29 protein-coding genes are annotated in these 26,905 nt (G+C 55.0%); 20 read left to right on the top strand and 9 right to left on the bottom strand.

From position 1 onward, the window contains the following. Positions 1 to 261: 261 nt before the first annotated feature. Positions 262 to 687, bottom strand: coding sequence for an EamA family transporter (locus tag ACN2TU_RS21665; RefSeq protein WP_435158365.1), 426 nt, complete (start codon positions 685 to 687; stop codon positions 262 to 264). Between the two features lie 245 nt (positions 688 to 932). Here ACN2TU_RS21665 and ACN2TU_RS21660 point away from each other — a divergent pair, with 245 nt between their 5' ends. The 8 genes from ACN2TU_RS21660 (at position 933) to ACN2TU_RS21625 (ending at position 10,509) form a co-directional block, all read left to right on the top strand. Beyond that, positions 933 to 2,102: a thiolase C-terminal domain-containing protein gene (locus ACN2TU_RS21660; protein WP_435158362.1), complete on the top strand. Its 1,170-nt coding sequence runs from the start codon at positions 933 to 935 to the stop codon at positions 2,100 to 2,102. Beyond that, on the top strand, positions 2,099 to 2,530 hold the full coding sequence (locus tag ACN2TU_RS21655) for a Zn-ribbon domain-containing OB-fold protein (protein ID WP_435158360.1): 432 nt from the start codon (positions 2,099 to 2,101) through the stop codon (positions 2,528 to 2,530). The genes ACN2TU_RS21660 and ACN2TU_RS21655 overlap by 4 nt, the downstream gene beginning before the upstream one ends. A 375-nt stretch (positions 2,531 to 2,905) precedes the next feature. Then, positions 2,906 to 3,781: a hypothetical protein gene (locus ACN2TU_RS21650; RefSeq protein WP_435158358.1), complete on the top strand. Its 876-nt coding sequence runs from the start codon at positions 2,906 to 2,908 to the stop codon at positions 3,779 to 3,781. 459 nt (positions 3,782 to 4,240) lie between these two features. After that, a complete protein-coding gene (locus ACN2TU_RS21645; RefSeq protein WP_435158356.1) occupies positions 4,241 to 4,549 on the top strand; it encodes a hypothetical protein in 309 nt (102 codons plus the stop codon). 236 nt (positions 4,550 to 4,785) lie between these two features. Further along, positions 4,786 to 6,006 (top strand): vWA domain-containing protein, encoded by a 1,221-nt coding sequence (locus ACN2TU_RS21640; RefSeq protein WP_435158353.1) that lies wholly within the window; start codon positions 4,786 to 4,788, stop codon positions 6,004 to 6,006. Positions 6,007 to 6,245: 239 nt separating this feature from the next. Further along, positions 6,246 to 6,572 carry a hypothetical protein gene (locus ACN2TU_RS21635; protein ID WP_435158351.1) on the top strand — a complete coding sequence of 109 codons (327 nt, stop codon included), beginning with the start codon at positions 6,246 to 6,248 and terminating at the stop codon, positions 6,570 to 6,572. Next, a complete protein-coding gene (locus ACN2TU_RS21630; protein ID WP_435158350.1) occupies positions 6,466 to 7,971 on the top strand; it encodes a DUF6895 family protein in 1,506 nt (501 codons plus the stop codon). The genes ACN2TU_RS21635 and ACN2TU_RS21630 overlap by 107 nt, the downstream gene beginning before the upstream one ends. 789 nt (positions 7,972 to 8,760) lie before the next feature. After that, the gene (locus ACN2TU_RS21625) at positions 8,761 to 10,509 is read left to right on the top strand and encodes a carboxypeptidase-like regulatory domain-containing protein (protein WP_435158349.1); all 1,749 of its coding nucleotides are present in this window, start codon (positions 8,761 to 8,763) and stop codon (positions 10,507 to 10,509) included. An 81-nt stretch (positions 10,510 to 10,590) separates the two neighbouring features. On the opposite strand, the gene ACN2TU_RS21620 is transcribed toward ACN2TU_RS21625, so the two are convergent. From ACN2TU_RS21620 to ACN2TU_RS21610, 3 genes are all read right to left on the bottom strand, one after another. Beyond that, the gene (locus ACN2TU_RS21620) at positions 10,591 to 10,800 is read right to left on the bottom strand and encodes a hypothetical protein (RefSeq protein WP_435158348.1); all 210 of its coding nucleotides are present in this window, start codon (positions 10,798 to 10,800) and stop codon (positions 10,591 to 10,593) included. A gap of 90 nt (positions 10,801 to 10,890) precedes the next feature. Next, positions 10,891 to 11,148, bottom strand: a complete 258-nt coding sequence (locus ACN2TU_RS21615; protein ID WP_435158347.1) for a hypothetical protein — start codon at positions 11,146 to 11,148, stop codon at positions 10,891 to 10,893. Positions 11,149 to 11,353: 205 nt separating this feature from the next. Then, entirely contained in the window at positions 11,354 to 11,593 is a 240-nt protein-coding gene (locus tag ACN2TU_RS21610) for a hypothetical protein (RefSeq protein ID WP_435158346.1), read from the bottom strand. Between the two features lie 322 nt (positions 11,594 to 11,915). Between ACN2TU_RS21610 and ACN2TU_RS27000 the strand changes: the two genes are divergently transcribed. The 3 genes from ACN2TU_RS27000 to ACN2TU_RS21600 all read left to right on the top strand — a co-directional run bounded on the left by ACN2TU_RS27000 (position 11,916) and on the right by ACN2TU_RS21600 (position 13,216). Further along, positions 11,916 to 12,104 (top strand): DUF8008 family protein, encoded by a 189-nt coding sequence (locus ACN2TU_RS27000; RefSeq protein WP_472850217.1) that lies wholly within the window; start codon positions 11,916 to 11,918, stop codon positions 12,102 to 12,104. Positions 12,105 to 12,382: 278 nt separating this feature from the next. Continuing rightward, positions 12,383 to 12,706, top strand: coding sequence for a hypothetical protein (locus ACN2TU_RS21605; RefSeq protein ID WP_435158344.1), 324 nt, complete (start codon positions 12,383 to 12,385; stop codon positions 12,704 to 12,706). Beyond that, positions 12,707 to 13,216, top strand: a complete 510-nt coding sequence (locus tag ACN2TU_RS21600; protein ID WP_435158343.1) for a PIN domain-containing protein — start codon at positions 12,707 to 12,709, stop codon at positions 13,214 to 13,216. 58 nt (positions 13,217 to 13,274) lie between these two features. Here ACN2TU_RS21600 and ACN2TU_RS21595 read toward each other — a convergent pair whose 3' ends face one another. Continuing rightward, entirely contained in the window at positions 13,275 to 13,433 is a 159-nt protein-coding gene (locus tag ACN2TU_RS21595) for a hypothetical protein (protein ID WP_435158342.1), read from the bottom strand. Positions 13,434 to 14,117: 684 nt separating this feature from the next. Here ACN2TU_RS21595 and ACN2TU_RS21590 point away from each other — a divergent pair. Both ACN2TU_RS21590 and ACN2TU_RS21585 read left to right on the top strand, forming a co-directional pair. Then, entirely contained in the window at positions 14,118 to 14,720 is a 603-nt protein-coding gene (locus ACN2TU_RS21590; protein WP_435158341.1) for a DUF7342 family protein, read from the top strand. 4 nt (positions 14,721 to 14,724) lie between these two features. Further along, positions 14,725 to 15,144 (top strand): toxin-antitoxin system TumE family protein, encoded by a 420-nt coding sequence (locus tag ACN2TU_RS21585; protein ID WP_435158340.1) that lies wholly within the window; start codon positions 14,725 to 14,727, stop codon positions 15,142 to 15,144. Positions 15,145 to 15,146: 2 nt separating this feature from the next. On the opposite strand, the gene ACN2TU_RS21580 is transcribed toward ACN2TU_RS21585, so the two are convergent. Further along, positions 15,147 to 15,386, bottom strand: a complete 240-nt coding sequence (locus ACN2TU_RS21580; RefSeq protein ID WP_435158338.1) for a hypothetical protein — start codon at positions 15,384 to 15,386, stop codon at positions 15,147 to 15,149. Positions 15,387 to 15,716: 330 nt separating this feature from the next. Between ACN2TU_RS21580 and ACN2TU_RS21575 the strand changes: the two genes are divergently transcribed. Then, positions 15,717 to 15,995, top strand: coding sequence for a hypothetical protein (locus tag ACN2TU_RS21575; RefSeq protein ID WP_435158337.1), 279 nt, complete (start codon positions 15,717 to 15,719; stop codon positions 15,993 to 15,995). A gap of 373 nt (positions 15,996 to 16,368) precedes the next feature. Here ACN2TU_RS21575 and ACN2TU_RS21570 read toward each other — a convergent pair whose 3' ends face one another. Both ACN2TU_RS21570 and ACN2TU_RS21565 read right to left on the bottom strand, forming a co-directional pair. After that, complete coding sequence (locus tag ACN2TU_RS21570) at positions 16,369 to 16,557, bottom strand: helix-turn-helix domain-containing protein (protein WP_435158434.1); 189 nt, start codon at positions 16,555 to 16,557, stop codon at positions 16,369 to 16,371. Between the two features lie 255 nt (positions 16,558 to 16,812). Then, positions 16,813 to 17,022: a hypothetical protein gene (locus ACN2TU_RS21565; RefSeq protein ID WP_435158335.1), complete on the bottom strand. Its 210-nt coding sequence runs from the start codon at positions 17,020 to 17,022 to the stop codon at positions 16,813 to 16,815. Between the two features lie 387 nt (positions 17,023 to 17,409). Here ACN2TU_RS21565 and ACN2TU_RS21560 point away from each other — a divergent pair, with 387 nt between their 5' ends. The 6 genes from ACN2TU_RS21560 (at position 17,410) to ACN2TU_RS21535 (ending at position 25,144) form a co-directional block, all read left to right on the top strand. After that, positions 17,410 to 18,090, top strand: coding sequence for an IS6 family transposase (locus ACN2TU_RS21560; RefSeq protein WP_435158334.1), 681 nt, complete (start codon positions 17,410 to 17,412; stop codon positions 18,088 to 18,090). A gap of 276 nt (positions 18,091 to 18,366) precedes the next feature. Next, positions 18,367 to 18,666 (top strand): bacteriophage holin, encoded by a 300-nt coding sequence (locus ACN2TU_RS21555; RefSeq protein WP_435158333.1) that lies wholly within the window; start codon positions 18,367 to 18,369, stop codon positions 18,664 to 18,666. Between the two features lie 464 nt (positions 18,667 to 19,130). Further along, positions 19,131 to 20,852, top strand: coding sequence for a SulP family inorganic anion transporter (locus ACN2TU_RS21550; RefSeq protein WP_435158332.1), 1,722 nt, complete (start codon positions 19,131 to 19,133; stop codon positions 20,850 to 20,852). A 146-nt stretch (positions 20,853 to 20,998) separates the two neighbouring features. Beyond that, positions 20,999 to 21,196: a hypothetical protein gene (locus tag ACN2TU_RS21545; protein WP_435158331.1), complete on the top strand. Its 198-nt coding sequence runs from the start codon at positions 20,999 to 21,001 to the stop codon at positions 21,194 to 21,196. Continuing rightward, positions 21,186 to 23,573 (top strand): amino acid permease, encoded by a 2,388-nt coding sequence (locus ACN2TU_RS21540; RefSeq protein ID WP_435158329.1) that lies wholly within the window; start codon positions 21,186 to 21,188, stop codon positions 23,571 to 23,573. Before ACN2TU_RS21545 ends, ACN2TU_RS21540 begins: the two co-directional genes overlap by 11 nt. A 650-nt stretch (positions 23,574 to 24,223) precedes the next feature. After that, positions 24,224 to 25,144, top strand: coding sequence for a phosphatase PAP2 family protein (locus ACN2TU_RS21535; protein WP_435158328.1), 921 nt, complete (start codon positions 24,224 to 24,226; stop codon positions 25,142 to 25,144). Between the two features lie 59 nt (positions 25,145 to 25,203). Here ACN2TU_RS21535 and ACN2TU_RS21530 read toward each other — a convergent pair whose 3' ends face one another. Then, on the bottom strand, positions 25,204 to 26,526 hold the full coding sequence (locus ACN2TU_RS21530) for an RNA-guided endonuclease InsQ/TnpB family protein (RefSeq protein ID WP_435158326.1): 1,323 nt from the start codon (positions 26,524 to 26,526) through the stop codon (positions 25,204 to 25,206). Positions 26,527 to 26,905: the final 379 nt, after the last annotated feature.

The following is a 26,905-nucleotide window of genomic DNA, read 5'->3' as shown; positions in this document are numbered from 1 at the left end:
CGCGTAGCAAATCGAGCTCGACCCGATATGAACACGAACCGATCCTAACTCGGGTTCATATTTCGGCGCTCGTGTTCACGAACATGACTCACCAATCAGAGACACCAAAGTCCATCCGATTTTGATGTATAATAAGTGAGTCGATTTCCCTTCAGACCTCATTCTGCGAACAAGAGGATGGATGTAGTATGGCGGGGCGTGTTGTTCGGCCGTGACGAAGTGAACCAGCTATTGGCCGGCCAGGTAGCGTGAGCGGCTCGATTATTGAGCTACGAAGATGACGGCGACACCTGCGAGCAGGAGTCCTGCAACTCTGGTTGCGGTGATTTCGTCTCCGAGCGCGGCCATCCCGATGAACGCTGCGACGACGAAATACATGGCACCGAGAGTCGAAACGACCGTCGTCGAGCCACGTGAGAGACCGAGGTACATCGAGACGAAGCCAATTCCGGCGAACAATCCAGCCACGCCAGCGAGTACCCCGCCTCGTGGCGTGATGGCCAGTGAGGCACCAGACACGATGACAAACCCGACTGCAAGAAGGGTTGCGACGAGATACGATATCGCGGCAGCCGTCTTCGGGTCGATGGACTCCGAGGCAGCGTTCCCTAGGACGATCCAGATTCCCCACGAAACCATCGTTATCGATCCGAATACCACAGCCGTATCTACCTCAGGGACTCCCATCGGTGTGTATGTTCGCCCTCTGCGACAGTAAAAGACTCTGTTTGTAGCAATTCTAATCAAGGCAGAGGAAACAACCGCCAGTGACCGACTCGCGCCCTGTATTCAGCACCTTCGTTGAAAACTATCTCCAATTGGTGATTTCAACAGCGCCTGCAATTATATTTAAGTAGTTCTACAACTCGATAGCTCAGCCAGTGTGAGAATGCGAATTGATAACTATCCCCAGTGAGACCGGGTAGGTACGCATGCCAGAGCCAGTCATCGCGTCGGTCGGCGCCTCGCCGCTCGGCCGCACGGACCTCCCGGGCCGCGACCTGTTCTCGGTTGCCCTCGCGGAGGCGTTCGACGAACTGCCCGACCCTGCCGACCTCGTCGAGGCGGTGTACGTCGGCAACCAGTCAGAGAGCTACGAACACCAGATCATGTACGGGACGCTTTTGGCCGAGTGGGCCGGACTCCGTCACGTCCCCGCCGAGCGAGTCGAGGGGTGTGCCGCCGCGGGCGCGCTCGCGTTGCGCCACGCGGTCAAGGACGTCCGCAACGGAGAACACGAGGCCGTGCTCGCGTGCGGCGTCGAGAAGATGACTTCCGCGGGCACCAGCGGCGCGACTGACGCGCTGTCGGCGGCGTTCGACCGTGCCATCGAGCAGCGCTCCGGCATCACCGCGCCCAGCCAGTACGCACTGCTCGCCAAGCGCTACCTCCACGAGACGGACGCTACGGAACGCGACCTTGCCGAGATCGCAGTGAAGAACCACGCCAACGCCGCTCGCAACCCCCGGGCGCAGTTTCCGAAGGAAATCGACGTGGTGACGGTTCTGGAGTCTGACCCCATCGCCCCGCCGCTGAAGCTCTACGACTGTGCGCCGGTCGGGGACGGCGCCGCGGCCGTCCTTGTGACGACCGCCGAGTTGGCGGCCGAACTCGACCGCCCGCAGGTGCGCGTCGCGGGCAGCGGGGCCTCCGCGAACAACATCGCGGTCGCCGAGCGAGACATGACCGACATCGCCGGCGCTCGCATCGCCGCCGAGACGGCCTACGAGGAAGCGGGCATCGACGCCGCGGCCGTCGATATCGCGGAGGTCCACGACGCCTTCACCGTCTGCGAGGCCATGCTCGCGGAGGCCGTCGGCTTCGCCCCCGCGGGAACGGGCTATCAGAGCTACCAGGCGCCAGCGGAGCGGGCTGACGGCTGGACAGACGTGCAGTTGAGTCCGAGCGGCGGACTGAAGGCCCGCGGCCACCCCATCGGCGCGACCGGGCTCTTGCAGGCGCTCGAAGCCTACGAACAGCTCACGGGGGCCGCAGGCGACCGCGCGGTCGAGGGGGCCGAGACGGCCTTGTTACTCAACGAAGGGGGCGTCGCGGACGCCGTCACCGTCGGCCACGTACTCACGACAGCGGAGGCACCATGACTGACGGTGACCTCGATGTGACCGACCCGCGGACACTTCCGGGCTTCTTCGACGCCCTCGCGGACGGCGAACTCATGGGCGGGGTCTGTGCGGACTGTGGACAGGTGCTGTTGCCGCCGCGGCCGGCCTGCTACGCCTGCGGCAGTCGCGCCGTCGACGTCGAATCGCAGTCGCGCGAGGGCCGGGTCTTCTCGTACACGGAGATCCACACGCCGCCGCCGGCGTTCGCGGCGGACGCGCCCTACACGGTCGCCGTCGTGGAACTCGCGGACGGTGGCCGCCTCCTTGGGCGCGTGGCCGCCGACTACGCCGACGTCGCCATCGGTGATTCGGTCGAACTCACGGTGCGCGAGCCGACGGCTGCAGAGCGGGAGGTCTCGCTCGACTATGAGACCGACTGGCCGATCCACGTCTTCGAGCCGCGGTGAGGGTCAGGCCCGGCTCCACGTTGAATGTCGGTGGCTAACCAGGTAACTCGACGACTCGCTGGTTTCTCAAGCGGCGTGTGATGAGTTCGAGCGATATGACGACCAGCAGATTTCGTTCGTTGATCACACGAGTGCGGTACTGGCTCGTGAATACGATATCGACCATATCCTTGCCTTTGATCGGGATTTCACGACGCTCGGACTCACTCGCGTACCTGCGGATATTCACTTCCCCGAGTGATGTTGGTTTGGGGATCGAGGACGGCTTTAGCTGGATGATTTGTGTGCGTCTTCTGTCCCGTGATACAGTCAAAAGTGCCAGCGGAAATTTATTCGTCCGGTAGTATTTTCAACATCTGTGAAGAACTAGCGAGTATGGCGATACGTGCTGAATCTCGGGGTAATCTATCGAACGGTGAACGCCCCGACACGCTCTATGCGTTCGTCGCTGGTCTCTACGTTGCCATCCTCCTCACTCCGATCATTATTCTCGGAATTTCAACGGTTAGCGCCGATGGTGCCACCCTGTACGTCAGCTTTCTTGTTTCTGTTACTCTCTTGGGGATCATTGCTGGGTGGCTTATTTCTCACACAGCTGGGCTTGCAATTCGGCTTGGTCGCCACGACATAATTTGGCTGCTCGTCGCTATTCCGTTTGTCCCCTTTGTCGGTGTGTTTGCAGCATCTGGAATCGGTGTTTCACCACCCGGTATTGCAATCGTACTTGCAATGGTGACAATGATCGGTGGGATGTTTACGAGTCTCCCTCTCGTCACGATGAGCCGGAATAGATACACAACTGCTGCGCTTGCAGGGACGACTGAAATCACAGAGTGGGAGGGACGGTGGTCACAACGGTGGCGACAGATCTCGTATGGCGTGATGATTATCGCGATTCTCGGGAGTAGTGCTGGTATCATTGCGCAGGTTATGTTTCGCGTCGAGTGGGCGGGAGATCTATACTTGCTAATGGTGCTCTGGGCACCGCTTGCAGGCGCAGGGAACCCACGGACGTTTCGCGTTACCGATGCTGGCCTCGTTGTTGAGCGACCGATGCTGCATCGGTTCCGACCGTGGACAGCGTTCACAGGCTATTCACTCAACGACGAGGCGTTGGTAATTCACCGAAAGGGATGGTGGCGTCAGAACCTTCGGTGCGATCGAGACGATATCGATAATGTCGATGCAGTCACAGCAGCACTCGATACTGTGTTGGCTGACCGCACTGGTCCATTCTCAAAAAATGTGTGACTGTCTCATTTTTTAACAATAGCACAAAGCATATACCGAACCCCACAAAGGATCAGGTGTGGCGCGGTTGCCTCTGACACCCTGAATGGGCTCCCACGTGGGTCTGGCGCCATCACTCCCGATCCACACGCCCTCTCCCTCGCCACACCCTCCTTCCTGCTCGCACGCGTGCCATAGTGTGCCCGAGCAGAAACCCTACATTCATCATGCATACACTGACCTCCGCAATTAGTTCGGGGCCGGATCGGCAGACACGATTCCAGACCGGTCTGGTCGCTTTTGGGTTGTTTGTGTGTTCTGCTGGGTTTCTCGCTGTGGTAAAACAGTTTGACTGGTCTGTATTCCAATTTCTTCGGTTAGAATAGGATCAAACTGCTACAGTCGAATTCCGACTAAACCGCGAATGCAGGCCGCCAGCTCTTCGAGACGGTCCAACGCTCGGAACAGAATACCGAGCTCGTGAACTTCCGCGAGAAACGTGCCGAGAGTCAACAGAACGAGGACAAATACCTCGATGTGCTTGAGCACGCGAAGAACGTCGCCAATACGAACGACGTAATGGTCGCACGAATCGGGTATCGAGAGGTTGCGACGCATTATGGCTGTGCGTACAAGAACGACGGGAATCGGGTGATGGAGGAGATGGCCGAACGGATCCAGGATGTGAGTTACAAGGAATCCCGTTGCGCGGGAAGATCTGTCGTTTACGACGGAGAAGATGTCACATATGTGGGGATTCTCACTAATAGGTTCCCTGAACCAAGTTAATTCATTGACAAGGTATCTTTGACTGTGTTCTTGAGCAAATATTTCCATAATATTTAATTACTTCTGATAAGAATATTTCGATATAGAGCAAGAACCATCAACCCATTCAGTTATAGATTGAAGAATAACCCACATACATATGTATTTATTATTAATGAGGTACAGGTATATGTAGCAGACGAGAAGAAATCAGATGATCCACTACCCACTCAGTGGGTAAACGGTCATGTTGGGACATGGATGACTTCTGTCGGCAGGAGACGATAGAGATGCAGAAGAAAACGACGGAAACGCAAATAGACTTGGAAGAACCGAGACTGACACGCCGCCTAGTCATGAAGATCGCCGGTGCCAGCACGTTAGTTGGAGGACTCAATTTTGCCACCAGAGTGGCAGGAGCTCAAACGTTAGAGGACCTCTGTGAACTTGCACAACTCGATGTGATCGTCGTTCTTGACCAGTCCGGCTCGATGAGCATAGGATCGCCGACTAGGATGCAACAAGCCAAGGCCGGGGCGACGGCCCTAGTAAACGCGCTGAACGTCTCAACAGACGGTGTGCACGTCGGTATGTTGACGTTCGGTGGTGAACCCGGCTCCAGCGACATCCCATTGTTCCAGCCACTCACTGGCAATGCCTCCACAGCTCTAGGAGCGATCAGCAGCATTCCCGATAGCCCATCTGGCGATATCTTCACCAACATGGAGGCCGGTGTCCAAGCTGGCCGGGAAGAATTGAGCGGGATGGATTACTCCGACGATATCGTTGCAAGCGGAAACTACCGCTCGGACGTACCGAAAATAATGGTGCTCCTCGGCGACGGGGCACCGAACCGAGACAACAACGACAATGAAGATCCCAGCACGTTCTCTAGTCTCGGTGGGAACGACCCGTCCGAGGAAGCGAACGCCGCAAAGACGGTGGATGGTATCGAGGTTTACACCATCGGCGTCGGCCTAAATTCGTTGGGCCAAGACCTGATGCTGGAGATGGCCAGCGAACCGAAGACGTCACACGCCTTCCCCAACGTGGATGTCGGGCAAATCGAGGCTACGTTCGAGGAGATCGCAGCAGACATCTGCCCGACTGAGGTCGAAATCGATATCAAGCCTGGGAGCTACCCGAACGCCATCAACTGTAACACCAACCGCGAGGGCGTGATCCCGGTGGCCATCCTTACTACCACGGACTTCGACGCGACGACGGTCGATCCATCATCGCTTCGGTTCGGGTCGCCAAGCACGGTTATCGGCGGTGGCGGCGCCACACTTGCCCATGGCAGTGGCCATATCGAGGATGTGGATTACGATGGCGACGTGGATTTCGTGGGGCACTTCCCGGTGAAAGATGCTGGGTTCACGGACGGTGACACGGAGGGTGTACTCGTTGGCCTGACCGAGAGCGGTGAAAGCCTTGCTGGTATAGATAGCGTCAAGATCGTCGGGAAGTGCCAATAGACACCAACCCGATACGCCGTTACTCGTCGAACTGAGAGCACAATCAAAAGCAACGAAAAGTGATGAGACGACGGCTCGAATCACTCTCGTTGACAGCAACTGACAACCACCTTACTTGGAAGCAGAAGTTCCCTAACGAGCCGTGTTCTTCCCAGATCTGTTTACACTCGGCCAGAATGGAATCCCCATTATAAATCGCTAAGTTTATATTTTTATATATCTTATATAATATGCGGTTGATGGTTGTATCGACCGTAATGGTGTCTATAATGACCAAAAATGTAAAGAGAAATTCCGAAGTTAGCGATCTAACTCCTGAGCGAGCGGTACTCGATCTCGTGATGTCCGACGCTTTCCGCAAGGAGGTTTTCGATATCGACGACATCAGTGTGGGCGACCTCGTCAATGTCACCGCGAAGAGTGAACTGCCAGATCTAAAGTTCGATCCGAGCTGGGTCTGTGTTAATCGAGGCGTTCTCATCTACGGGATGTACGATCACGACCGGCTGTTCGATCGCGAGATTATGGAAGACGTCCTCGAAGGAACTGGAAACGTGGAAAGGTAGCCGGCCCGATAGCCGGCTGTTTTACTTTGTAATCATGAAGAGTGAAAATATGAAGAACGAAAACGCAAAAGCGGAGAGCAATAGCGATTGGAGTTCATCCGGGGCTGAATCACAGTGCTTGATCGACCCAGTCCACGAGGACGAGGTCCCGGCAGTACTCGACGAGTTTTCGGAGAGGATCGACGAGTGGTTGTCTGATCGCGTCGACGAGTTCGATCCACTCTTGTGGACGAGTACTGACGACCGGGATTTCCGCCGGAAAGCATTCAGCGAACTCAGCCTCTATCTCCACGTTAGGGGGATATCCGGTCTCCCGCGATCGGCGATACCGCTTCAGGAACTCATAGATGAGCGCGTAAATGACCCCCGGTACTACACGTTGTTGTTCCGGTACCCTGAGCGTTTCCTCGCGTTCGCTTATCCGTTCGCTTATGCAGAGAGTAGCGGTACCCTGAGACGGGACGCCGCATCGGCTGTGGAACGGACACTGACCGACCCGTATATTTGGTCGGTGGAAAAGGTTCCCCACCGTGTGATGGATCTCTGGTGCTTTTGCCTTATGTACGGCTACGAGATCGATTTAAACACGGACGATATCCTGCGTATGAGTTGTCTCCACTATCCGCTTGACCCGTCAACTGCGACTCCAATGGACGTGTACGCGCTCACGCACAATCTCCTCTTCTACCATAACTTTGGGGTCAAGAACGCCGCGTTTCCGGGGGAACCAACGGTATACGATATCGAGGAGCTGTTGACAGGACTGCTCCTTCGATTCATCCTCGAAAACGACACAGACATCGTCGCCGAACTACTCGCTGTTGGAGTACTGGAACGAAAACTCGCGCCGACAATTGTCAGGGCGGCCCTGGGCTGGCTTCGTGACAAAATGAGTGGTCGATCCTATATACCTGGCCCGCAGAGAGAGGATAGCGGGATAGACGCAGAAGGACTAAGCGAGTGGGAAGCCAACTATCACACTAATATAGCTACTGCGATGGCTATCGAAGTTCTCAAGCGAGACTGGCCGGCTCTGTGTCAAGAGTACGGAAAGGCTGATCCAGCGTCTCAGATTCCGAACGATGATCTCCTTCGACTCGGAGACGCGTTTCGGGCGCTCGCTTCATACGATCTAGAGGCGGCGGCGAATCATCTCGCCAAACTCTCTGGATCACCCGTCGTAGATGCGTACCCAAACTTAATTACCAACGCAGTTGGGTACCTCCGCAGCCAGCGGACACCAGACGGGGAGTTCGGGTTCCTCTCCGATGAACTGGCCCTTTATTTGGCATTGGGTGGTAGCAGCGAGTCGTTTCAGGAACGATACGTGAATCCGATCACGGCAGCCTGCAATAGAGCACTCGCCGAATTCTCTCACGAAACATCGACACCGGTATAACCGTAGTTGAGGGAAGCCGACGACACGCCGGTAATCGTCATACTCGTAGATGGACTGGTCGAATAGCAGCAAAGAGCTGAAAGCGTTCCCAGCTTGGAATAGTACCCGAAAGGAGACATGTGGAAAAGCGAATCGGTATCCAGACCCTGCTAGCTGGAAGGAGTCAGTCTTCTTTGTTTCTGGCTCGCTACCCTTCGCCGCTCTTGGGGTAGGCCGCGTTTGGGATAACTCGTCCTTACGAAACGGTTCTGACGACGAGAATCGATAACATACGACCGGTCGACCTCCCGGAGAACGATCATAACGTAATTGGCATCTCCCACTGGAAAGAAGCGTTCAATGTGTGTATAGATGTATTTTTATATAAGTTTTTCTGATATATTATCAACGATATAATTATAAAACATTGTATAAATAGGAGGAGAAGTGTGTTTACCGACATGAACGGAGATATGCTGAAGGCCGACCTGCTGCGTCACGTCCAGGCGGACGACTGTGGTCACCGATCGATTCGATCACGGACGGATACCGCGGGTTTTCTCCTCAATAAAGGTCGGCGAGTATGCGCTCGTCGAGAGGGATGGCCGTCAATGACCGATTCGATGGTCTGTTGTAGCTTGATCGCTGTTGATCGCTGACGAGAGGCACGAACAAACCAGAAACCAGGAAGAAACCATGCAATACACCTTTAATGGACGCCTTTGTGGATATATCTGCTCAGGCATTCAGGAACCGATAGAGAAGGCAACCGTTCGCCTCTACCGACCCGATTGGGAGCAGCGAGAGCTCGTGGAGCTCGCCACGGCCAGGGAGAAAGAGACCTTCAGGATCCTTGACGACGACGTCGTCGAGGCGAAAGCCGACCGGCTGCTTGCCGAGAGAGATACGAACGAGGAGGGGGAGTTCTCGATAGATGTGGACGACGCGGACTATGACGGCGGTCCGTTCGAGATCGACGTCCGGACAGACCACGTCCCGGGTGCACAGGCAAAGGACACGGAGCCGGTTCAGTTCACGATCACGACACTCCAGCCACGGTGGCGCAAGTCTGAGCAGGGAGCGATCGCGTTCTGGGAGTACTGTCTCCCGAAACGCTCGTGGTGTCACGTGCGTTCGCTGTTCGACGTCTGGGTCGTCTGTGGCAGGGTCACAGTCTGCGGGAGCGACGCACCGGTGCCCGGCGTGACCGTCGCCGCCTTCGACACCGACATCATCGAGGACGATCCCTTGGGTTCTGATACGACCGATAGCGCGGGTGCGTACCGCATCTATTACACGTCGGAGATCTTCGAGCGAACGCCGATGCCGTGGCTTGACATCGAGTTTACGCCCGGGCCGGACCTATTCTTCCGGATCACCGCTAGTGGGGGTGGGATCCTTCTCGACGAGGACCGCAACGAAGGCCGAACTCCGGGCCGTGAGAACGTTGGACACTGCCACCACGTGGACCTCTGCGTCCCGATTAAGGATGGGAAGGACCCGAAGGGGTGGGGGAAGGTAACCCCAACGCTCTGGACCGGAGTCGGATCGGCGTTCGCCGTGCCAGGGGACTTCGACGACGACGGCTACGCCGAGTCCGGCGGAACGAAGTACGCCCTGACGGGCAATATCCAGTTCACGGGCAGCGCGCCAGTCTATGGCCCGAGTGGTGCGGCGCTTGAGTACCGGTTCCTCGTCTCCGAGACGACCGCCTCGAACGCGACCGGGTCACTCCCGGCCAGCACGTTCACCAAGGCGATCGGTGACGATGCCAACCCGGGTCTGTTTGCGTCCTCGAAGTTGGGAACGATTCTTGTGTTCGTTCCTGCGTCCGGCGAGGCGGAGTACGTCGAGGTCTGGTCCTCGCCTGCCGACCTCGATACCGACGGTTGGCTCAACATCGAGAAGGCCATTGACCGCTCGCTCCAGAACGACTCCGACGTGGGTGTCGGCCTGACCGAGGTTAACCCTCTTGCGTGGGACGACAGCGACCAGCTTATGGGCCTCAACAGCACCGTGTTCGCGCCGAATGACCCCGATCCGACGCCCGCGAACGTAGGCGATCCCATACCGAACGGGACGTACCCCGAGCGGAAGGTCTCGATCAGGTTTGAGACGCGGAACGCCGGGAGCCTGCTCGCCGGCGGCCACGGCAAGACGCTCAACTCGATGGTGATCGACAACAATCCGGCGTTCAAGCGGCTTTCGTTCCTGCCCTTCGAGGGCGCCGATCCTTGTGCACCTATCTCGGGCACAGTCGAGCTTGCCTACAACGTCTACCATGACCACCTCGGGCAGGCTTGGATCACTCTCCAGAAGAACACGGATCCGTCACAGGGAATTGACGACAATGCAGCCGCTACCGACAAGATCCCGGTGGACATCGACCTCTCGGGGGTCTCCGAGGGGGTGCACAACACAGGCTTGGACATCACGAGCGAACTCGACGGCCGGTGTGTCTACATCGTCCAGTTGCACGAGCGTCGGCGCTTGCATACCGGATACATGGCCGTGCCCCCGAGCCACACGCCCCCGATTCCGTTCTTCTATGAGCCATAGTCGAACAGCTGCTCATCAGGAGATACAATCTGGAAATCTACGAGGGCTTCGTCGAAGAATGCTGCAAGCAGTGAACCGATCTCATCGCGAGAAATAGCGTCTCGGTTCTTTTTTGACGACATGCGGAACCAACAACTCCCGATAAAACCCGACGTCATACTCGTTCAACTCCTCACTCGCCAACAGCACCCGTTCACGCGACTGCTTTGCATCGTCGACCACCGCATACGACACGCTCTGACCAGGGGTACGCGCCAACCCCAAATCAGCCGCTCGCCCCAGTGCCGCCACACTCCGGGTTGACTGCGTGTAGTCTTCCCGCTTTTTCGAGACACGATTAGTGATTACCAACGCATTCGGGTCAACCGCTCCCCACTCCAGTCAATCAACCCACGACTGCAATTCCTCACAAACCGCCTCTGGATCACGATATGCATCCACCGCTCGAATCAACGCTTTCTGCGCATCGTCGATATACGAGGGCGAACTTCGCTGGCGACACTCGATGCCCCGATGTTTATACTTGTCTTCACCAGCGACTTTCCCGAAGTACTTCGTGAACGCACCGGTATCCGAATCACGAAACCGCACAAACGCTATCCAGTCGTAGTGGACTTCGTGTTCGAGCAGTGGTGGCAAAACAGCAGATTCTCTGCTCCAAACTGTTTGGTTTTTCGCTTACCACAAAGCATTTAAGTTTGGCAGACATTATCTAGCATGTGGCGAGGTCGCTCTGACATTCACCGGATCTGGCGCCATCACTCCTGATCCGTCCTTGCCCCGCCACATCTCTCTTTACAAAGAATGGGTACCGATTCGTGAGCGCTGGGTAGTGGAACGCTCGTTACTGTGTAGATTCGTAATCAGTGAGTCTAAGCTTGCCCTCAACTTCGTAGAGATGGCCCTTGTTGTAGAGCCGTTCGACAATATCTGTGGCACTTGGACGGTTCAACTCCTCCTCTTCCTTAAGAATCGAGTACGCTTGTTCGTAAGTCACCTCTCCCTCAGCTGGGAGCTCTCTCCCAAGTGCATCGAGCGCTTCTTGAGCAAGTGGTGTGAGTGGCGACTTCTCATTAGAGCCCATTCGTGCTGCCACGTTCGCATCTTGAGTAAGTAAACCTCCCGGACAGAGAGGTATTTGTGACACTATCTAATTGTTTGAGACAAGGGGAAATGCGCACACGGTGTGGAAGGATGGGCTTGGAATGAACACAGTGGTCCACACCGTCTACTGGGGTACGCTAACTGCATTTGATTCATAGAACTCGATGGATAAAGTCCCCAGCCAACCGGAGCAAAACTGAACACACGCGGGAGCAGCCGCTATCCCACATCCCTCACACATTACTACACCGCGAACACGATTGACGACACGAGTACTCTTGAGTTAGCATAAAATATAACTAATAATCCCCAACAACAGCAAACGTTCCGGCGATAGACGCCTTGGAAAGATCAAGCGCCAGCGATCCAAGGACGGCTTGAGTTACAAAGAGACGCGGCTCGTCCTGAAAGCCGATGTCGAACTTTCCGGGGAAGTTACGAATCAGAACACAGACGACAGTCCGACCACAGACGCGGTTGCCGGAGAGTAGCGTGGTCGGGACGAACTCACGCCCGAGAGGGACACGAATCTAACACGAACACCCACACAAACGCGGATGTGGACGCCCCAAATTGACACAGTTCGGGGCTGACGCCGTACGGCTACTCGTAAGTACGGTAGTTGGATCGGCGTCTATCGGCTCAAAGCCAGCGGGAGGGGGAGAGGTTGTGCCGGCCACCTTGTCTGTGGTCGGGATGGCCGGTACGTAGGACTCCCGTGATGGAATGCGACAACAGAGTTTTCCCCCTCGGCTCACAATGTACACACATGAGTTCGGATACAGGCGAGAAAAAGCGAGTTCAATTCCGTGCTCCCGAGCGGCTTGTCCAGCAAACGGATACGCTCGCCACAGTCTTGGAGACAGATCGAACGACAGTCATTCTCTCGGCACTCCGAGACTATCTTCGCGATGCCGCGCATAACGACGAACTCAAACAGGAAATCGCAGAAGCATTCTACAGTGATGATATTACGTTTACACAGTTGAAAGAACTCGTTGGCCACGAAGAAGCCGCCAATTTCCGGATTCTCAAAGAGCAGCTCGAGGATGAATTCATCGATGCGACCGCCGAGGAGCTAACTGATTCATAAATGCAGATTGTCGCAGACACATCTGCTCTCGTGAGCCTCGGCACGGTCGCCAATCACACGTGGAACCCACTCGACCATCTCCTTGCTACCCACACGATTATCGTTCCAACGCTGGTTTTCGATGAGTTAGGAGAGACAGCAGCATACGATGATGCATCAGGACAGGGTGCAAAACAGGTTCTCGATCGGCGGGAAGCTTTTGACGAACGAGTTGTCGATCTCGAAGAATCATTCCCACTTGATGATGGCGAGAACGCCGCCGTGACACTCACAAATGAACTAAACGCGACGCAATTTTTATGTGACGAGTTTAATCGTCTTGCTCTCATTCATGCCTCACTCGTTGACACTCGGCTTGTAACAACGCCGATGTTGCTCGTTGTGCTCGTACGAAATGAAATCGTGTCGCCGACTGATGCTGAGTCACTACTCGATGAGATGAGTACTGCCCGCAGTTGGTCGAAAAACACCTATGTACAACGTGCTAGAGCCGTCTTGAATAGCCAGTGACTTCGTCGATTCGTATAGCTTGACTGCAGGTCGCTAACTCTTTGAGACGGTTCAGCGTTCAGAACAGAATACGGAGCTCGTCAATTTCCGGGAGAAGCGTGCCGAGAGTCAGCAGGTCGAGGACAAGCGACTGGAGTGAGCCATTCATTCGCCCGTCGGTTTCGAGCAGTGTAATGCCGGGGTCAAGCGATGGAAGTTCTGGTGAGGTCTGGTGCATTATCACAGATATCATATTTACCGGGTATCAGATAGGCACGCCAGGGCCTATTCCGAATATTCCAATAGAGGAAATATCAATGAAAATCGATGCGAGTGACGGTCGTGCTGGTCACCACTATGAAGCAAGAGCCGATGTTCTGTTACCGTCAGTTTGGGGCACCTCTACATCCAGAACTCTCCGTCTGGAACAGATCTCAGAAAGCTCCGACAGAATCGGTCGTCAGTAGCCCGATCGGATCGTTTCCGATTGGATTTTCCGAAAACGCAGTTCTCCCACCAACGCTCATTCGGAGAAAGACAAGGAAAGCCGACCGCAAGGCTCTCACAGCCAGCCAGGCCGTTAGCGTCGGATGATGGCGTCGGGAATGGCCAGGTGTGAGAGCGCATCTGTATCATCGGACGGTGGCATAAAACGCATTCCGGTAACACAAATGCTGATTGTAGTAACTGTCATACGCAACACGCCCGACAATGGCGGTGGAATTCGCCGCACCTCATCTATTTTTTGGAGTTTTAGTTCTCGGCAGGTAAAGTATCAAATGAGAGTAAGTTATCACAGTATACTAACATCATTGCACCACCGGATTCCTAATAGGAGTCAAATATGATTTGTAGTGCGACTACTATAGTATTGATTTAGCAAATCTTTTTAGTCGTCTGTACTAATAGAATAGTAAGCATCATGAGTGACTCTCCACGGGACATTGCCTCGGAATGGGAAACCGAACTCGAGAGTCGGACGACTGTCGAGAAGGTATACGATGTGCTTCTCCAGTTGAACGATCCGCTCCGGGTCTCTGAGATTGCAGACCGAGCAGGAGTCGCACCAGATACCGCACGGAAATATCTGGAATTCCTCAGAGAGATGGGAGTCGCGAAGAAAATTGGCGACGATCCAGTGACGTATGGTCGGAACGACTCATATCTTGAATGGCGGAATATCGATCGTCTGCAGCGAGAGTACACTATCGAAGAGTTAAACAATCGACTATCGGAACTCAGTGATACCATCTCGTCATTTCAGGAGACCTATGAGGCCGAATCGCCTGGTGATGTCGTCCCGCAGGAGCATGGCTACGAGAAGCTTGATCAGACGATGGACGATCTCCGACAGTGGAACGCTGCCTGTGAAGAAGTCGATACGCTTGTCGAGGCACTCGGACACGGTACACCAAGTGCACAGACGGGGACGGTGAAAGTGGCAGATATGGTTCGGTTCTTCCAGCGGCTTCAGTCCGGCCAACCAAATTCGACTGCAGACACACGCTCAGAAAACCACTCGTGATCAGATGGATGGGAAGTCACCGAACAAGGAGATTCTGCGAAGAGTTGTACGGAAACTTGGAAATATAAGTCTCGTTACGCAGGTTAACCCATTTTCATTCAACAAACCTGCGACCGTCGAGGTCGTCTTTGATGAGACTGCATATCCTGAGCAGATCTCGTATGTGTATATCGATATCGAGTTACAGCTCAATGGTGATTTCTATATTCATTATGTGGAAGAGTGGGAAAGAGAACGGAAAGAGTGCCGCTGGGATCGACACGAGAATCCACATAACGCTCGCGATCACTACCATCCGTTTCCAGCAGCGACTACTGATGATGCAGAAGATCGACGTTATCCCGAGGACTTCTTTGATGTAATTGGAGAGGTCATCACAGATATTCAGTCACGGTGGGGAGAAACGTTCGAGATAGCCGACTAACCTCACTGTTTAGATCCATAATCAGTGAGTCGGAGTTCCCCCTCAACTTCGTAGAGATGGCCCTTATTGTACAACCGTTCGATGATATCTTCGGCAGCAGGCCGCTCAAGATCCTCTTTCTCAGCCAGAACGGCATAGGCTTGCTCGTAGGTGAGCTCACCAGCAGGTTGGATTGTGTTCACGAGTGCATCAAGCGCTTCTTGCGCAGGTGGTGTGAGTGGCGACGTCTCATTTGAACCCATTCGTACGACCAAATTCGAGGACGCGATAGGTAAACCCTCGGACAGAGTCCACTCGTTACACTACCTAGCTCATTGTGAGAAGGGGAATGAGCAAGCGACATGGGAGCATGGGTTGGGATGAGCACAAGAACCCACATCGCCTGCTGGGTTACGTTGACTGCAGTCTACGCTTGGTACGTGATGGATAAAGACGTCAGCCAACCAGAGCGGAAGTGAAACTGAATACACGGGAGGATTCGCGGCCTGGACGCTTCTCACCAACAACGCTGAGCCGAGAGCGCAACTGCCAAGCCGAATATTCTTGGGTTAGTATAGAATACTAACCCCCCAATGCCCAACACAATCAAACGTTCCGGCGATGGCCTCGCTCTCCAGGTCACAAAGCCTGCCCGAGCCGCTGGACTCGTTGAAGAGGCCGACGACGAGCCGACCCGTCTTGCAGACATCCGCGTGTTTGCATTCGGCGGTCTCCTTCTCGTCGTCGACATCGACCGTATCACCGACGAGAACATCGTCGAGCTCGCAACGTCAGCCGCGCTCGTGTATTCGAGAAGGTCTCTGTCTACCTTCCGTAAAAAGGGTGAAACGGTAATATTGGTTTCCAGGTAGTTGAATGGAATCGACAGACAGCTATCGGCAAAGGAGCCGTGCCAGCAGGCCACCAGAGTGGTTGTCAGCGGGTTTTGCTGGTCACAATGCAGCTTCTTCTCGTGCTTTGTTCGCGTGGTGCTGCGCTTTCTGTGCTTCAGGGAGACGTAAATTGAGCGTTTTCTTGTCAGCTTGGAGTATCCGGGTTCGGCTGGGTTCTCCCTTCAAACATTCTGATCTTTGAAAAATTCTTCCTGGCCTTCTCGCAAACTCCTTATTTGTGTAGCTATTCATTAGATACCTTCATTATCGAACCATCAATCGTCGAAACAGGATCAACAGTACATACAAATCTATGCTATAACACGGATGCTGTTGAGTTACCTCTAAGAGATCATCTGGATCGATCTTCAATCATCGTCTCATGAATCATTATACTGAGCCCTCGGCGAAGTCGTTGTGAATACGCGCTATCACTAATATCAAAGGACTCTGCCAACGTCGTCAAGGTTGTTTGCCGTGGGATCTGAAAATATCCACGCTTGTAGGCCGTTACTACCGCCTCCCGTTGTTCCGACGTCATTGAATTCCCCTCATGTGGGTAATGGGGATTGTAGACGGGGCGCAAAATGACTGGGATATCATTCTCATCACATTTTTCACGAAACTCGGGTAGGTCGTCGTGGCGTGGGAATTGCAACCGAAAGTCCCAGCCCTCACCAATGCTTTCTCCCTCAAGTAGTCGTGCCCACGTGTCCATCATCACTTGGAGGAGACCGTTGACCTCATGGCTCCAATAAACCTCGAAGGGCTGTCGTTTCCCGTTGCTAGTGAGATACTAGACATCTTCTGTGAGCGGTGATGCAGCAAGGATCGCAGTGATTTCGTCTTGGTCCCGATCAGCGTTTGACACCCAGAATAACGGAATGATCGAATCTTGAAGGGGAACGATACGTTCGAGTTCGATCTGGATTCCAGGCACTTCCTCAAGCAAGCGGCCTAACTCGAATGCATTTGCCGAAACCGTGATATCAACGATTGGAATCATGGACAGATCTCTGTGTAAATGAGTTTGTCTTATGAGCGGATGGGTATAAATATCCTTCACATGTAAAAGTTTCATGTTCTGAATATTATATTGTCACTGTGGTGTCGTGACTCTTTGATCCTTTAAATAAGGTGTTAATTTATGAAGCTATCCTTCGACAGCGAAGAAACATCAACCGTACATTAATGATAGTATTAGAAAGTAAAAATGGGATTTACCTCATTCTCCGAAAAACATGATACCTCCTCCCATTACAGAGAGGCCGATAAATGGGACAGAACGGTGAGCTGCTTCCTATGAGAAAAGCTGAATCATCACGAAACGATACGAAGTGAAAGTGAAGGCACTGTCTAGATAAGGACGAGCAGGTCAAAAAGCTAGTTGTTCATGCTACCTTCAAACCTGCTCAGAGAGAGTTTAGACACGGCTACGCTTGAATGTTGGGAGCGTGAGCGGACGGCAACGCCCGTCAGGGCGTTCGCCGTCCGCCTCCACGCGACCGGTTGTTCGCTTAGAGAAACAAAAGCGATTCTCGCGCTCCTCGGCGTGAAACGGTCGCATCAAGCGATCTTTCAATGGATCCATCGAGTATCAGACAGCGTGTCCGACCCGCCGTCGGCATCGCCGACGCGGGTCGCGGTGGACGAAACCGCTGTCAAAATCAACGGTGAGTGGTTTTGGGTATTCGCTGCAATAGACACCGAAACAAAGCTGTTGCTTGATGTCAAAGTGTTTGATCGGCATGGTACTGATCCGGCGGCTGCGTTTCTGTCTGATTTGGCCGAGAAACACGATCTTTCAGACACTGTGTTTCTCGTCGATGGCTACGGCTATCGGACTGCCCTCTTCCGAATTGGATTGCGCGGTCAGCTTGACTATACGGAGCGAAACCTGATCGAAAAGTGGTTTCACACGCTCAAACAGCGCATTGACCGCTTCCATACGTCATGGGTGGGCAATCGGCCAATCGTCCAGCGGTGTCTTGAACAGTTTGTGCATTACTATAATCATCAACGACCGCATCAATCGCTCAACAACCGAACGCCTGTCGAGGAGGAGCTAAACTAGACAGTGCCACCCGGTTCAAAATGCGTGATTGATTTGATAACCGAAGTAGAACGTGCGACAGCAGCGAGGTCAATCTCTTGAATTTGGCCGATTTAGGCGATTGACTTCCTGTGGGCAGTATAAGCGGAAATGAAATCAGCCGGGTCACCGCCCTCGGGGAAGCACAAAAACCTCTCGCATCCGTGAAAGCGGCTTCGAGTGCCAGCATGACTCTTTCTTTCCGCCCGGTGTTAATCGCCTCTTCCCGAATTGTGTCTTCTCATCGAGTCACACCGAATGGCCCCCAATTTTATTCTACTTGTCGTCGCATCCTTGTCGATTACTTCAGAGACACTACGACTCGACTCGTGGGCGTTCGGCTGGGCGTGCGGACTGCTCTGGGCAGGGAGCGTCGTCGTTCTCGGCCTCACCGCCCGAGTCGGATGGGGAAAACGGTGGGAACGACTCCTCGCCGACGTGTATCGTGGCTACAACGAAACCACCGCTGGACTCGCTCTCGGAGCAGTCTGGGGGTTTTTCGACGCGTTCATCGGTGGTTACACCTTTGCTCTATTGTACAATCGCCTCCGTCAGTAATGTCCATACTGTCACGCCGACCGCCTCATCGAATGAACGAAATGTACGATGTCGGGATAGAATTTTCATTAGAGGGATTGTTACGATAGACGACAAGATGGATCTCATCTACTGCAAACGAATCTTTGCCTGCCGCTGACGGTGTTTCTGAACGAAGATGTGATCCTGTCAACTCTCTCGTGCAGGCACGAAAACGAGCACGTTCTTCGATGACCATCCGAACATTGACCGGCTATTACTCGTCCTTACGTTTGCCTTTGGGAGTACTCTCGCAAGCTATCTACTCGGTGGAAACGTCGGGGGTGGCAGCGATTTCGGGGATTCTCGTCGGTGTGCTCTACGTCTGCATTCGAGAGTATAGATAACTTTCACAAAGAAGAGGTATGAGTAAATCATTCTCACGCTCCGGGTCGAGAGCTAGCTTTTTGAAAACTGCTGCCGTGAACACAGTGGCACACTGGACAATGGGAACGGAATCTTCGGATCAGCGTTCGTCATCGTTTAGCCTTTTTCCAATCGTCGAGTGGCGTCGCCGCTACGACCGGTCGTGGCTACGATCGGACGTATTCGCGGGAATTACGGTTGCTGCAGCAGTCATCCCCGAAAGCATGGCGTACGCATCACTCGCCGGTCTCCCACCAGAGACGGGCCTGTACGCGAGTCTTTTCGCTGTTTCCACGTATCTCTTCTTCGGCACGTCGAAACAGGTCATCTACGGTCCGACCTCCGCACTCGCAGTCCTCCTCGCCGCACAAGCTACCGGACTCGGGACGACCACTACGGCATCTGATTATGCGACGATTGTTGCAGTGACGACACTACTCGTTGGTGGAATCGCCGTCATCGCGTGGCTGCTTCGCCTCGGATTCCTCGTGAACTTCATCTCCGAGTCCGTCTTGACCGGATTCTCGGCGGGAGCCGCCCTGTTCATCATCTCGACTCAGCTCGACAAACTAGTCGGCATCGCCGGTCCTTCTGGCCCGTTCTACGACCGCGTCTGGTTCGTCCTCACCCATCTTTCGGGCGTCCACCCACTCACCGCAGCGGTTGGTATCACCGGAATCGTCCTCCTCGTTCTCGGCAGGAAGTACCTCCCGCGCGTACCGACTGCGCTCGTCGTCGTGCTACTGTCAATTGCGTTTGCGACGGCGACGAATCTCGCCGCTCGGGGCGTCGCCGTCGTCGATCCGATACCGAGTGGACTGCCCTCACCTGCCGTGCCACAGTTCGCTCCGAACAGCGTCATCGGACTGTTCCCGATCGCGCTCGCGCTGTTCTTGCTCTCGTACGTGGAAGGCATGGGGGCCGTCGAGACGTTCGCCCAGCGCAACGACTATCGAGCGGACGCGAACCAAGAACTGCTGGCGACCGGTGTCACAAATATCGCTGCAGGACTCGGGCAGGGATTCGTCGTCGGTGGCAGTATGTCTCGGTCGGCACTGAACGACGCTGTCGGTGGAAAGACACAACTGACGAATGCTGTCATCGCCCTCGTCCTCGTTGGCGTCCTCGTCTTCTTGACCGGCCTCTTCACCGCTCTCCCGGAGACGATTCTGGCGGCAATCGTCATCGTCGCCGTCACCGACCTCATTGATGTCCCCGCGTTGCGCCGATTCTATCGCATCGACACGTTGGAGTTCGCCACAGCTAGCTCCGCGTTCGCTGGCGTCCTCGTCTTCGGCATCCTCTACGGCGTCTTCATCGGTGTCCTCGTTTCCATCTTCGTAGTCGTCGGCCGGGCGACGTATCCCCACACGGCCGAACTGGGACGAGTCCCCGAGTCCGACGAGTTCGGCGACCTGTCCCGCCACCCCAAGAACGAGACGATCCCGGGAGTTCTCGTTTATCGAGTCGATGCGGAACTGTTCTTTGCAAACGCACCGACCGTCCGACGGAACCTCCTCGACAGACTCGACGCCCGCCCATCACCTGTCGAACTCGTCGTGTTCGATCTTCGGTCGTCACCGACGATCGATGTGACGGCAGCCGACACACTCCTTACTATCGCTGACGACCTCGAACAGCGCGGGATCGACGTTCGTCTCGCCGAAGCGGACGGTACCGTCCGCGATGTTCTCGACGAAGTACAGCCAGATCATTCGCTCGGGCAGACAACACTCAACGAACGTGTTATCACGGTCATCGAGGAGTGGCAAGACGAGACTGCAACGGGAACCGACGAATGATCGTTTCGAAGCGCCGCTTCGGTCGAGTCACAGAACTTCACGTTTCCCCATCTCGTTCGCGGTATCCACTTCCCGAATTAACGAATTCATGCGAAAATTCTCTGTTCCTATCCACGATTTTATCCATTTGAACTATTATCGAGGGCGTGGTAGCCGTGGTGGTGGTTTTTCTCCAATCGTCCACGTTAGTCTTGGAACTCGGGATCCTGTTGACGGTCCTCGCGTGGGGTGGCCTCCTCGTCGTCGTCCTCCACGGCCGGTACGTCGTCGAGCGAATCGCTGCGGGCACGTACCAGAACGCCCCGGCCGACGAGGCCGAGAAATCAGAACAGTATGAGCGATAGCGACTCACCGCTCGGCGGACTTGACGTTTCGGCGGACGGCGCGGACTTCGCCCGTGAACTCTCGCTGTTCGACATCATCGTCATCGGTATCGGCGCGATGATTGGCGGGAGCATCTTTGTCCTCACGGGACTCGCCGCAGGGGAATCCGGGCCAGCACTCATCTTGGCGTTTGCGCTCAATGGCTTCATCACCATCTTCACTGGGATGGTGTATGCCGAACTCGGCAGTGCGTTCCCAGAACCGGGCGGCGGTTATCTCTGGGTGAGAGAAGCCCTCGGTCGCTCACAGGCGTTCATCTCGGGATGGATGAGTTGGTTCGCACACGCGGTCGCCGGGTCGCTGTACATCCTCAGCTTCGGGTCGTTCGTCACGCTCATCCTCACCGAATTCTTCCGGGCACCGACCTTCGGCCTCTCGCTGGTCGATCTCCAAAAACTATTCGCCGTCGCGGCGGCGGCCGTCTTCACGTACATCAATTACCGCGGTGCGAAGGAGACGAGTCGCGCCGAGAACGTCGTCACGATGCTCCAATTGTTCATCCTCGCTGTGTTCATCGTTGCTGGCCTCTGGACCATCGCTGGCCAGTCGAACACGACCGTTCGCTTCGAACCGTTCTTCCCGAACGGCGTCGGCGGCGTTTTTCTCGCCATGGGACTGACGTTCATCGCGTTCGAGGGGTACGAAATCATCGTCCAATCTGGGCGAGAGGTCGTCAATCCCCGCGAAAACATCCCGAAGGCGGTCTTCTACTCGATGTTCGTCGTCGTCACCATCTACATCCTCGTGGGTATTGTCCTGCTCGGTGCCGTCGATGTGACGCCGGCGCTCCTCGAAACGGCCCGCCAGACCGACAGCATCGGCGGAAGCACGGTCGCAGACCTTCCAGCGAACCCGGCACTTTGGCAAGTCCTTGGTCATCTCGGCGAGTTCGGCCTCGCACAGGCCGCCGGACAACTCCTCCCCTACGGGACGCTCGTCATCCTGCTGACCGGGATTCTTTCAGCGTTGGCCGCGCTTAACGCGACAACATTTTCCAGTTCGAGAGTCGGGTACGCACTCGGCAACGACCGTGTCTTTCCGGATCCGTTCAGTCGCATTCATCCCGACCACCAGACGCCGCATGTCTCGGTACTCCTCAGCGGCACGCTCATCGCCGTGATGGCGGTCTCGCTCCCACTCGCACAGGTCGCCGCCGCAACCGACCTCATGTTCCTCCTCCTCTTTTTGCAGGTGAACTACTCGATGATTCGACTTCGACGCGAGTACGGCGACGTCCTCGAATACGGCTACATCTCGCCGTTCTTTCCCTACATCCCTATCGTGGGCATTCTGACAAAGTTATTTCTGGCGGTCTACTTCTTCAACTACAGCCCGCTCGCATGGTACATCGCCATCGCGTGGATTCTCGTCGGCTTCGGCGTGTTCCTCGCGTACTCCCGTGGCCGTATCCGCCGCACCGAGATTCGACGTGAGACCAGAGTCGTTTCCGACGAGCGCCGCCCGACCGAGCGGCCCTATCAGGTTCTCGTACCCATCGCGAACCCCGAAAGTGCGAAACCGCTGGTCGAACTTGCGAGCGCGATTGCACGCCGCAACGACGGGGAGGTTCTACTGACAAGCGTCGTAACGATTCCCGTTCAAACACCGCTGGAAGACGGCCTGCAGTTCGTCGAGAACGAACCCCAAATGCTCGAAGACGCGATGCAGTACGCGCCGGACGACGTGCCGATACACCGGACAGTGACACTCGGTCGTGGCGCGGGTCGAAGCATCACGAACATCGCCTATCAGCGTGACAGTGAACTCATCTTGCTCGGCTGGCGCGGGCGGCGTCGGCGCTCCGCGGAGTTCGCACTCGGCTCGACCATCGACACCGTCGTCGAGAACCCGCCGTGCGACGTCGCAGTTGCGAAACTCGCGCCAGCGACGGAGCCGCGGGAGATTCTGGTTCCAATTACGCGTAGCTCCCATGCGGCGTTCGCCGCCGACGTCGCTACGTCGTTCGCCCGGTATTGGAACGCAAACGTAAGGTTGCTCCACGTGGCCGAACCGGGGTCGAACAATTTCGAACCAGTCATGGCCGACCGACGAGAAGTAATCGCGGAGGAGGACGTCACCGTTTCGACCGCCTCCGTGACCGGGGATGACATTACTGACTCGATTCTGTCCTATGCTACCGAGGAAGGGGTCGATACCATCGTCGTGGGCGCGGCACGAGAGGGAATACTGCGCCGAGTTCTCTTCGGGGATATTTCCGAACGAGTGGGCGAGCAGTTCGACGGCCGCGTCGTGATGGTGAAAAAACACTCGCCGATTCGCTCGTTGTTCCGACAGTGGGTTCAGAAGTGGCTCGGACGGCGACGATCCGAGGACTGATTGTCAGGGCTTTGAGTCCTCACGCCAGTCGGAGAATCCGTCGTTGAGTTTGGCTTGCATCTGCTGTATTCCGTCGCTAGAAATCATCTGAATATTTTCTCCCAATTAAATTCCAATGTAACTTGCTTTCCCCACTCGGATGCTTCTAACGTGTCATATGATACACATTTGATCCATGAGGACATTCTCCACAATTATCCCCACAGGGTTCCCGCTTTATTACCTCTGTATAACCAAGGTGTTCTGTGAGTTCGACAACCTCCTCGCCCGGTGCTAGCTCAATTTGATCCGTCGGCTCATGATAAAATTGGAGAAGTTTCTAGACCTAAACGATCGTCTCCCTGAGGTCGTGGACACTCAGCTGCTGAAGTGCCGAAGCAATGTCGTCCGGGAAGTCGGTCGGAGGATTCGGCATGTCTCCAGAATCTTTCATACGCGTCCTTCGCTCCATGGCGCCTTAGTTATCACACCCCTCCCCGCCGAGCGTGACCCCAATTCTAGATCATAAGCGGCAGTGGGATCCGGTGGGTCGCCATCTTTGGGGAAGCAGAATTTATGGATCAATCTTGCGTAGTTCTGCGTGTACAGACATGCAACCGAGGTTAATCGCCGAACTCACAGTACAAGATATCTGAGATAGAGAATGGGGAATGAACATTTTTGTAATTTGGTATGAGAGTACTCTTCCTGACCTGCTTGGCGGCCAGGCGCCCTGGGCAGTCATTCTATTGTTCGCACTAATCACTCAGCTGGGTGATGTCTGGTTTCTTTTTCTCCTCAGCGGCGTTCTGTATGTTGGCGGTGAATACATTCCATACGTGGGAATCGATCGCCGTCGAGGGGTGTTCATTATTGGGCTTGTACTCACGTATGTCGCACTTATTGGGGTTCTCAAAGGTGTGTTGCTGCTCCCACGACCACCTGGAGCGACTGAGCCGCCCGCACTCCGATGGATTCCGTCGATATTTGCGGTCCTGTTCACCAGTATAACGACAGCTAAAGGATCAGGATTTCCGAGTGGACATGCACTGGGGGCGACGATGGTCTGGGGTGGCCTGGCGCTCGTCATCGACCGTGGATCATACCGAGTGCGATTCGGTATCGTCGGAGTGGTCGTTGCACTCGTCTCACTGTCACGACTCGTCCTCGGCGTCCACTACTTCGTCGATGTCCTCGCTGGGATTATCCTCGGGATAGTCGTCCTCGGTACCCTCTACTGGCTGGCCGAGAATGGAACGCACCCCGAACGGGTACTACTTACTGCGGTTGCGATTGGGGGCGTTGGATTGTCCGTGAACCTGACGTTCGAAAGTGTGATCGCCAGTGGAGGGGCAGTTGGCGGCTGGGTCGTCTGGCGAACTGTTGCTGAAGTGACCCCAAACCAGCCATCAACTAGACGAGAAGTCATCGTTGCACTCTTCGTGGGTGTGATTGCCAATGGAATCTTTGGTTCAGTATACATCCTTGACATACCGTATCCCTTCACATTTCTCGGCACAGCCACCGCTGTCGGAACTGCTGTCGGTGCACCACTCATCAGTAAACGGCTGAGCCGAGTGGAAACGGAGTAAACAGCATTCTTTGACATCCTCCCGCGCCTGAAGACGCCGGAATCCCGAGAGTTGGGATATTAGGGTTTACAGTCTACCACTTGTTTCCTCGGTGAGAATCCGTGGGACAAGTCGTGAAGGTAGACTCCGGGCTGTGCCAACCAGCCGGTACTCCTATCTTCGTCCAATTTGGACGCAGACTCAGAGTTACTTTCTGTGTTGTTGATGTTGAGGCGGATGTTCTCCGCCCCGTTCACGTCAGCGTTGAACGCCGCATCACACGATACACAAACGTACAAACCACGTTCAACACGCTGACTATCATCTTCCCTACCGCACACGCAACACGTCTTGCTCGTGTCGCGCTCTGAAACGTCTACAACTTCAATTCCCCTGACTTTCGCCTTGTACGTGAGGATTTTGGTGAATCGGTCGAACGCCCAGCCGTGCAAGTCGAGGTTGCCGTGCCGCCCCCAGTTCTTCGACTCACTGTTCTCATCCTCACGGACACCCGCGAGCTTCCCGATGTTGATGCGACCCACGCCACGCTCGATACACTTCTCTACGATGTGTTTGGCGAGGCTGTGGAAGAAGTGGGTGCGGCGCTCCGACCATTTCTGGTGAAGTCTGGTGGCCTCAGACCCGCCTGAATCGTCGCATTTAGCGGTTTCTTTCGGAAAGTAGTATCCGTCCTGTTTCAGTCGGTTGCCGGGGTACAAGTCGGCTTCCTCGGTGCTGTACGCAACCGCCGCGAAGTTACAGATTCCGAGGTCGATGCCAGCAGTCTCATTACCGGGGGAGTCGGGGGTCTCGACTTCGTGTTTGCACACAAGGTGAAGTTCCCAACGCTCCTTCGACTTGCTGTAGACAGCCCGAACCTGTTGCAGGTTTTCAACCGTGACTTCGGGACGTGCCTCGTATTCAACGAGGATGTAGTCCCAGTCTCTCGGGTGGTCTTTGTGGTTCGCGCCTTTCGAGAGCCTGACGTGGTTGTGCTTAGTGTCGTGGCGGATACCTTTCTGTTTCCACGTCACGGTACTGCGTGGGTGTTCTTCGTGGACGCGGTTTCCATCATCGTCGTAGTAGTTTTTCTTGCGGTAGCCGGGCGGATTCGCACGAGAGTCGTTCTTGCGTTTACCGTACCACGAGTTGAAGGCTTCAGCGAGTTCCTCCAGAACGCGCTGACTGGACTGCGAATGTAATCCTTTGTAGGTTGTATGAGTCTTCAACTCGCTTTTCAAGTCAGAATCATCGAGAATCTCGCCCGTGTCATCCCACACTTGGCGGGAGTGATAGTTCGCAACGTTCCACAGTTTCGATGCACTCCATCCGTGCAGGTCGAGCATCCGTTCCACTTGTGAGTGGTTGCGGATTTTCGCACGGTAAGTACGATGAATATGCATTCGTGAAACGTCTTCATAACAGGTTATGTAGTGTCGTGTTGTGAAAGTTTAGATTAGAACGTGGAATATCATGCCGGCAATCGAACGGTGGTTGGTGTAGAGTAGTGTCGGATTCATCCTGACCCTAAAGGGTCAGGTATTCTCCTCGATTTCGTATAAACAAAAGAAAAAGCGCAGATTTGATCAACAGTCTTTACGACCTACTCATACGCTCGACTAGTATGGGGAGCAACCTAAGTCGCCACAATTGCACTCCTCAGGCTCCGTTAGAAAACATAGACCAGGAAGTTGAAATCGGACTTCTCCACACCGCTAGACCTCATGACATCCGATTAACACCATAGTATCAAGAGAACCGCATTGCGTCGTTGGTATCTCT

The sequence above is a fragment of the Haladaptatus marinus genome (assembly GCF_051194195.1).
This window is presented reverse-complemented; position numbering and strand designations above follow the sequence as displayed.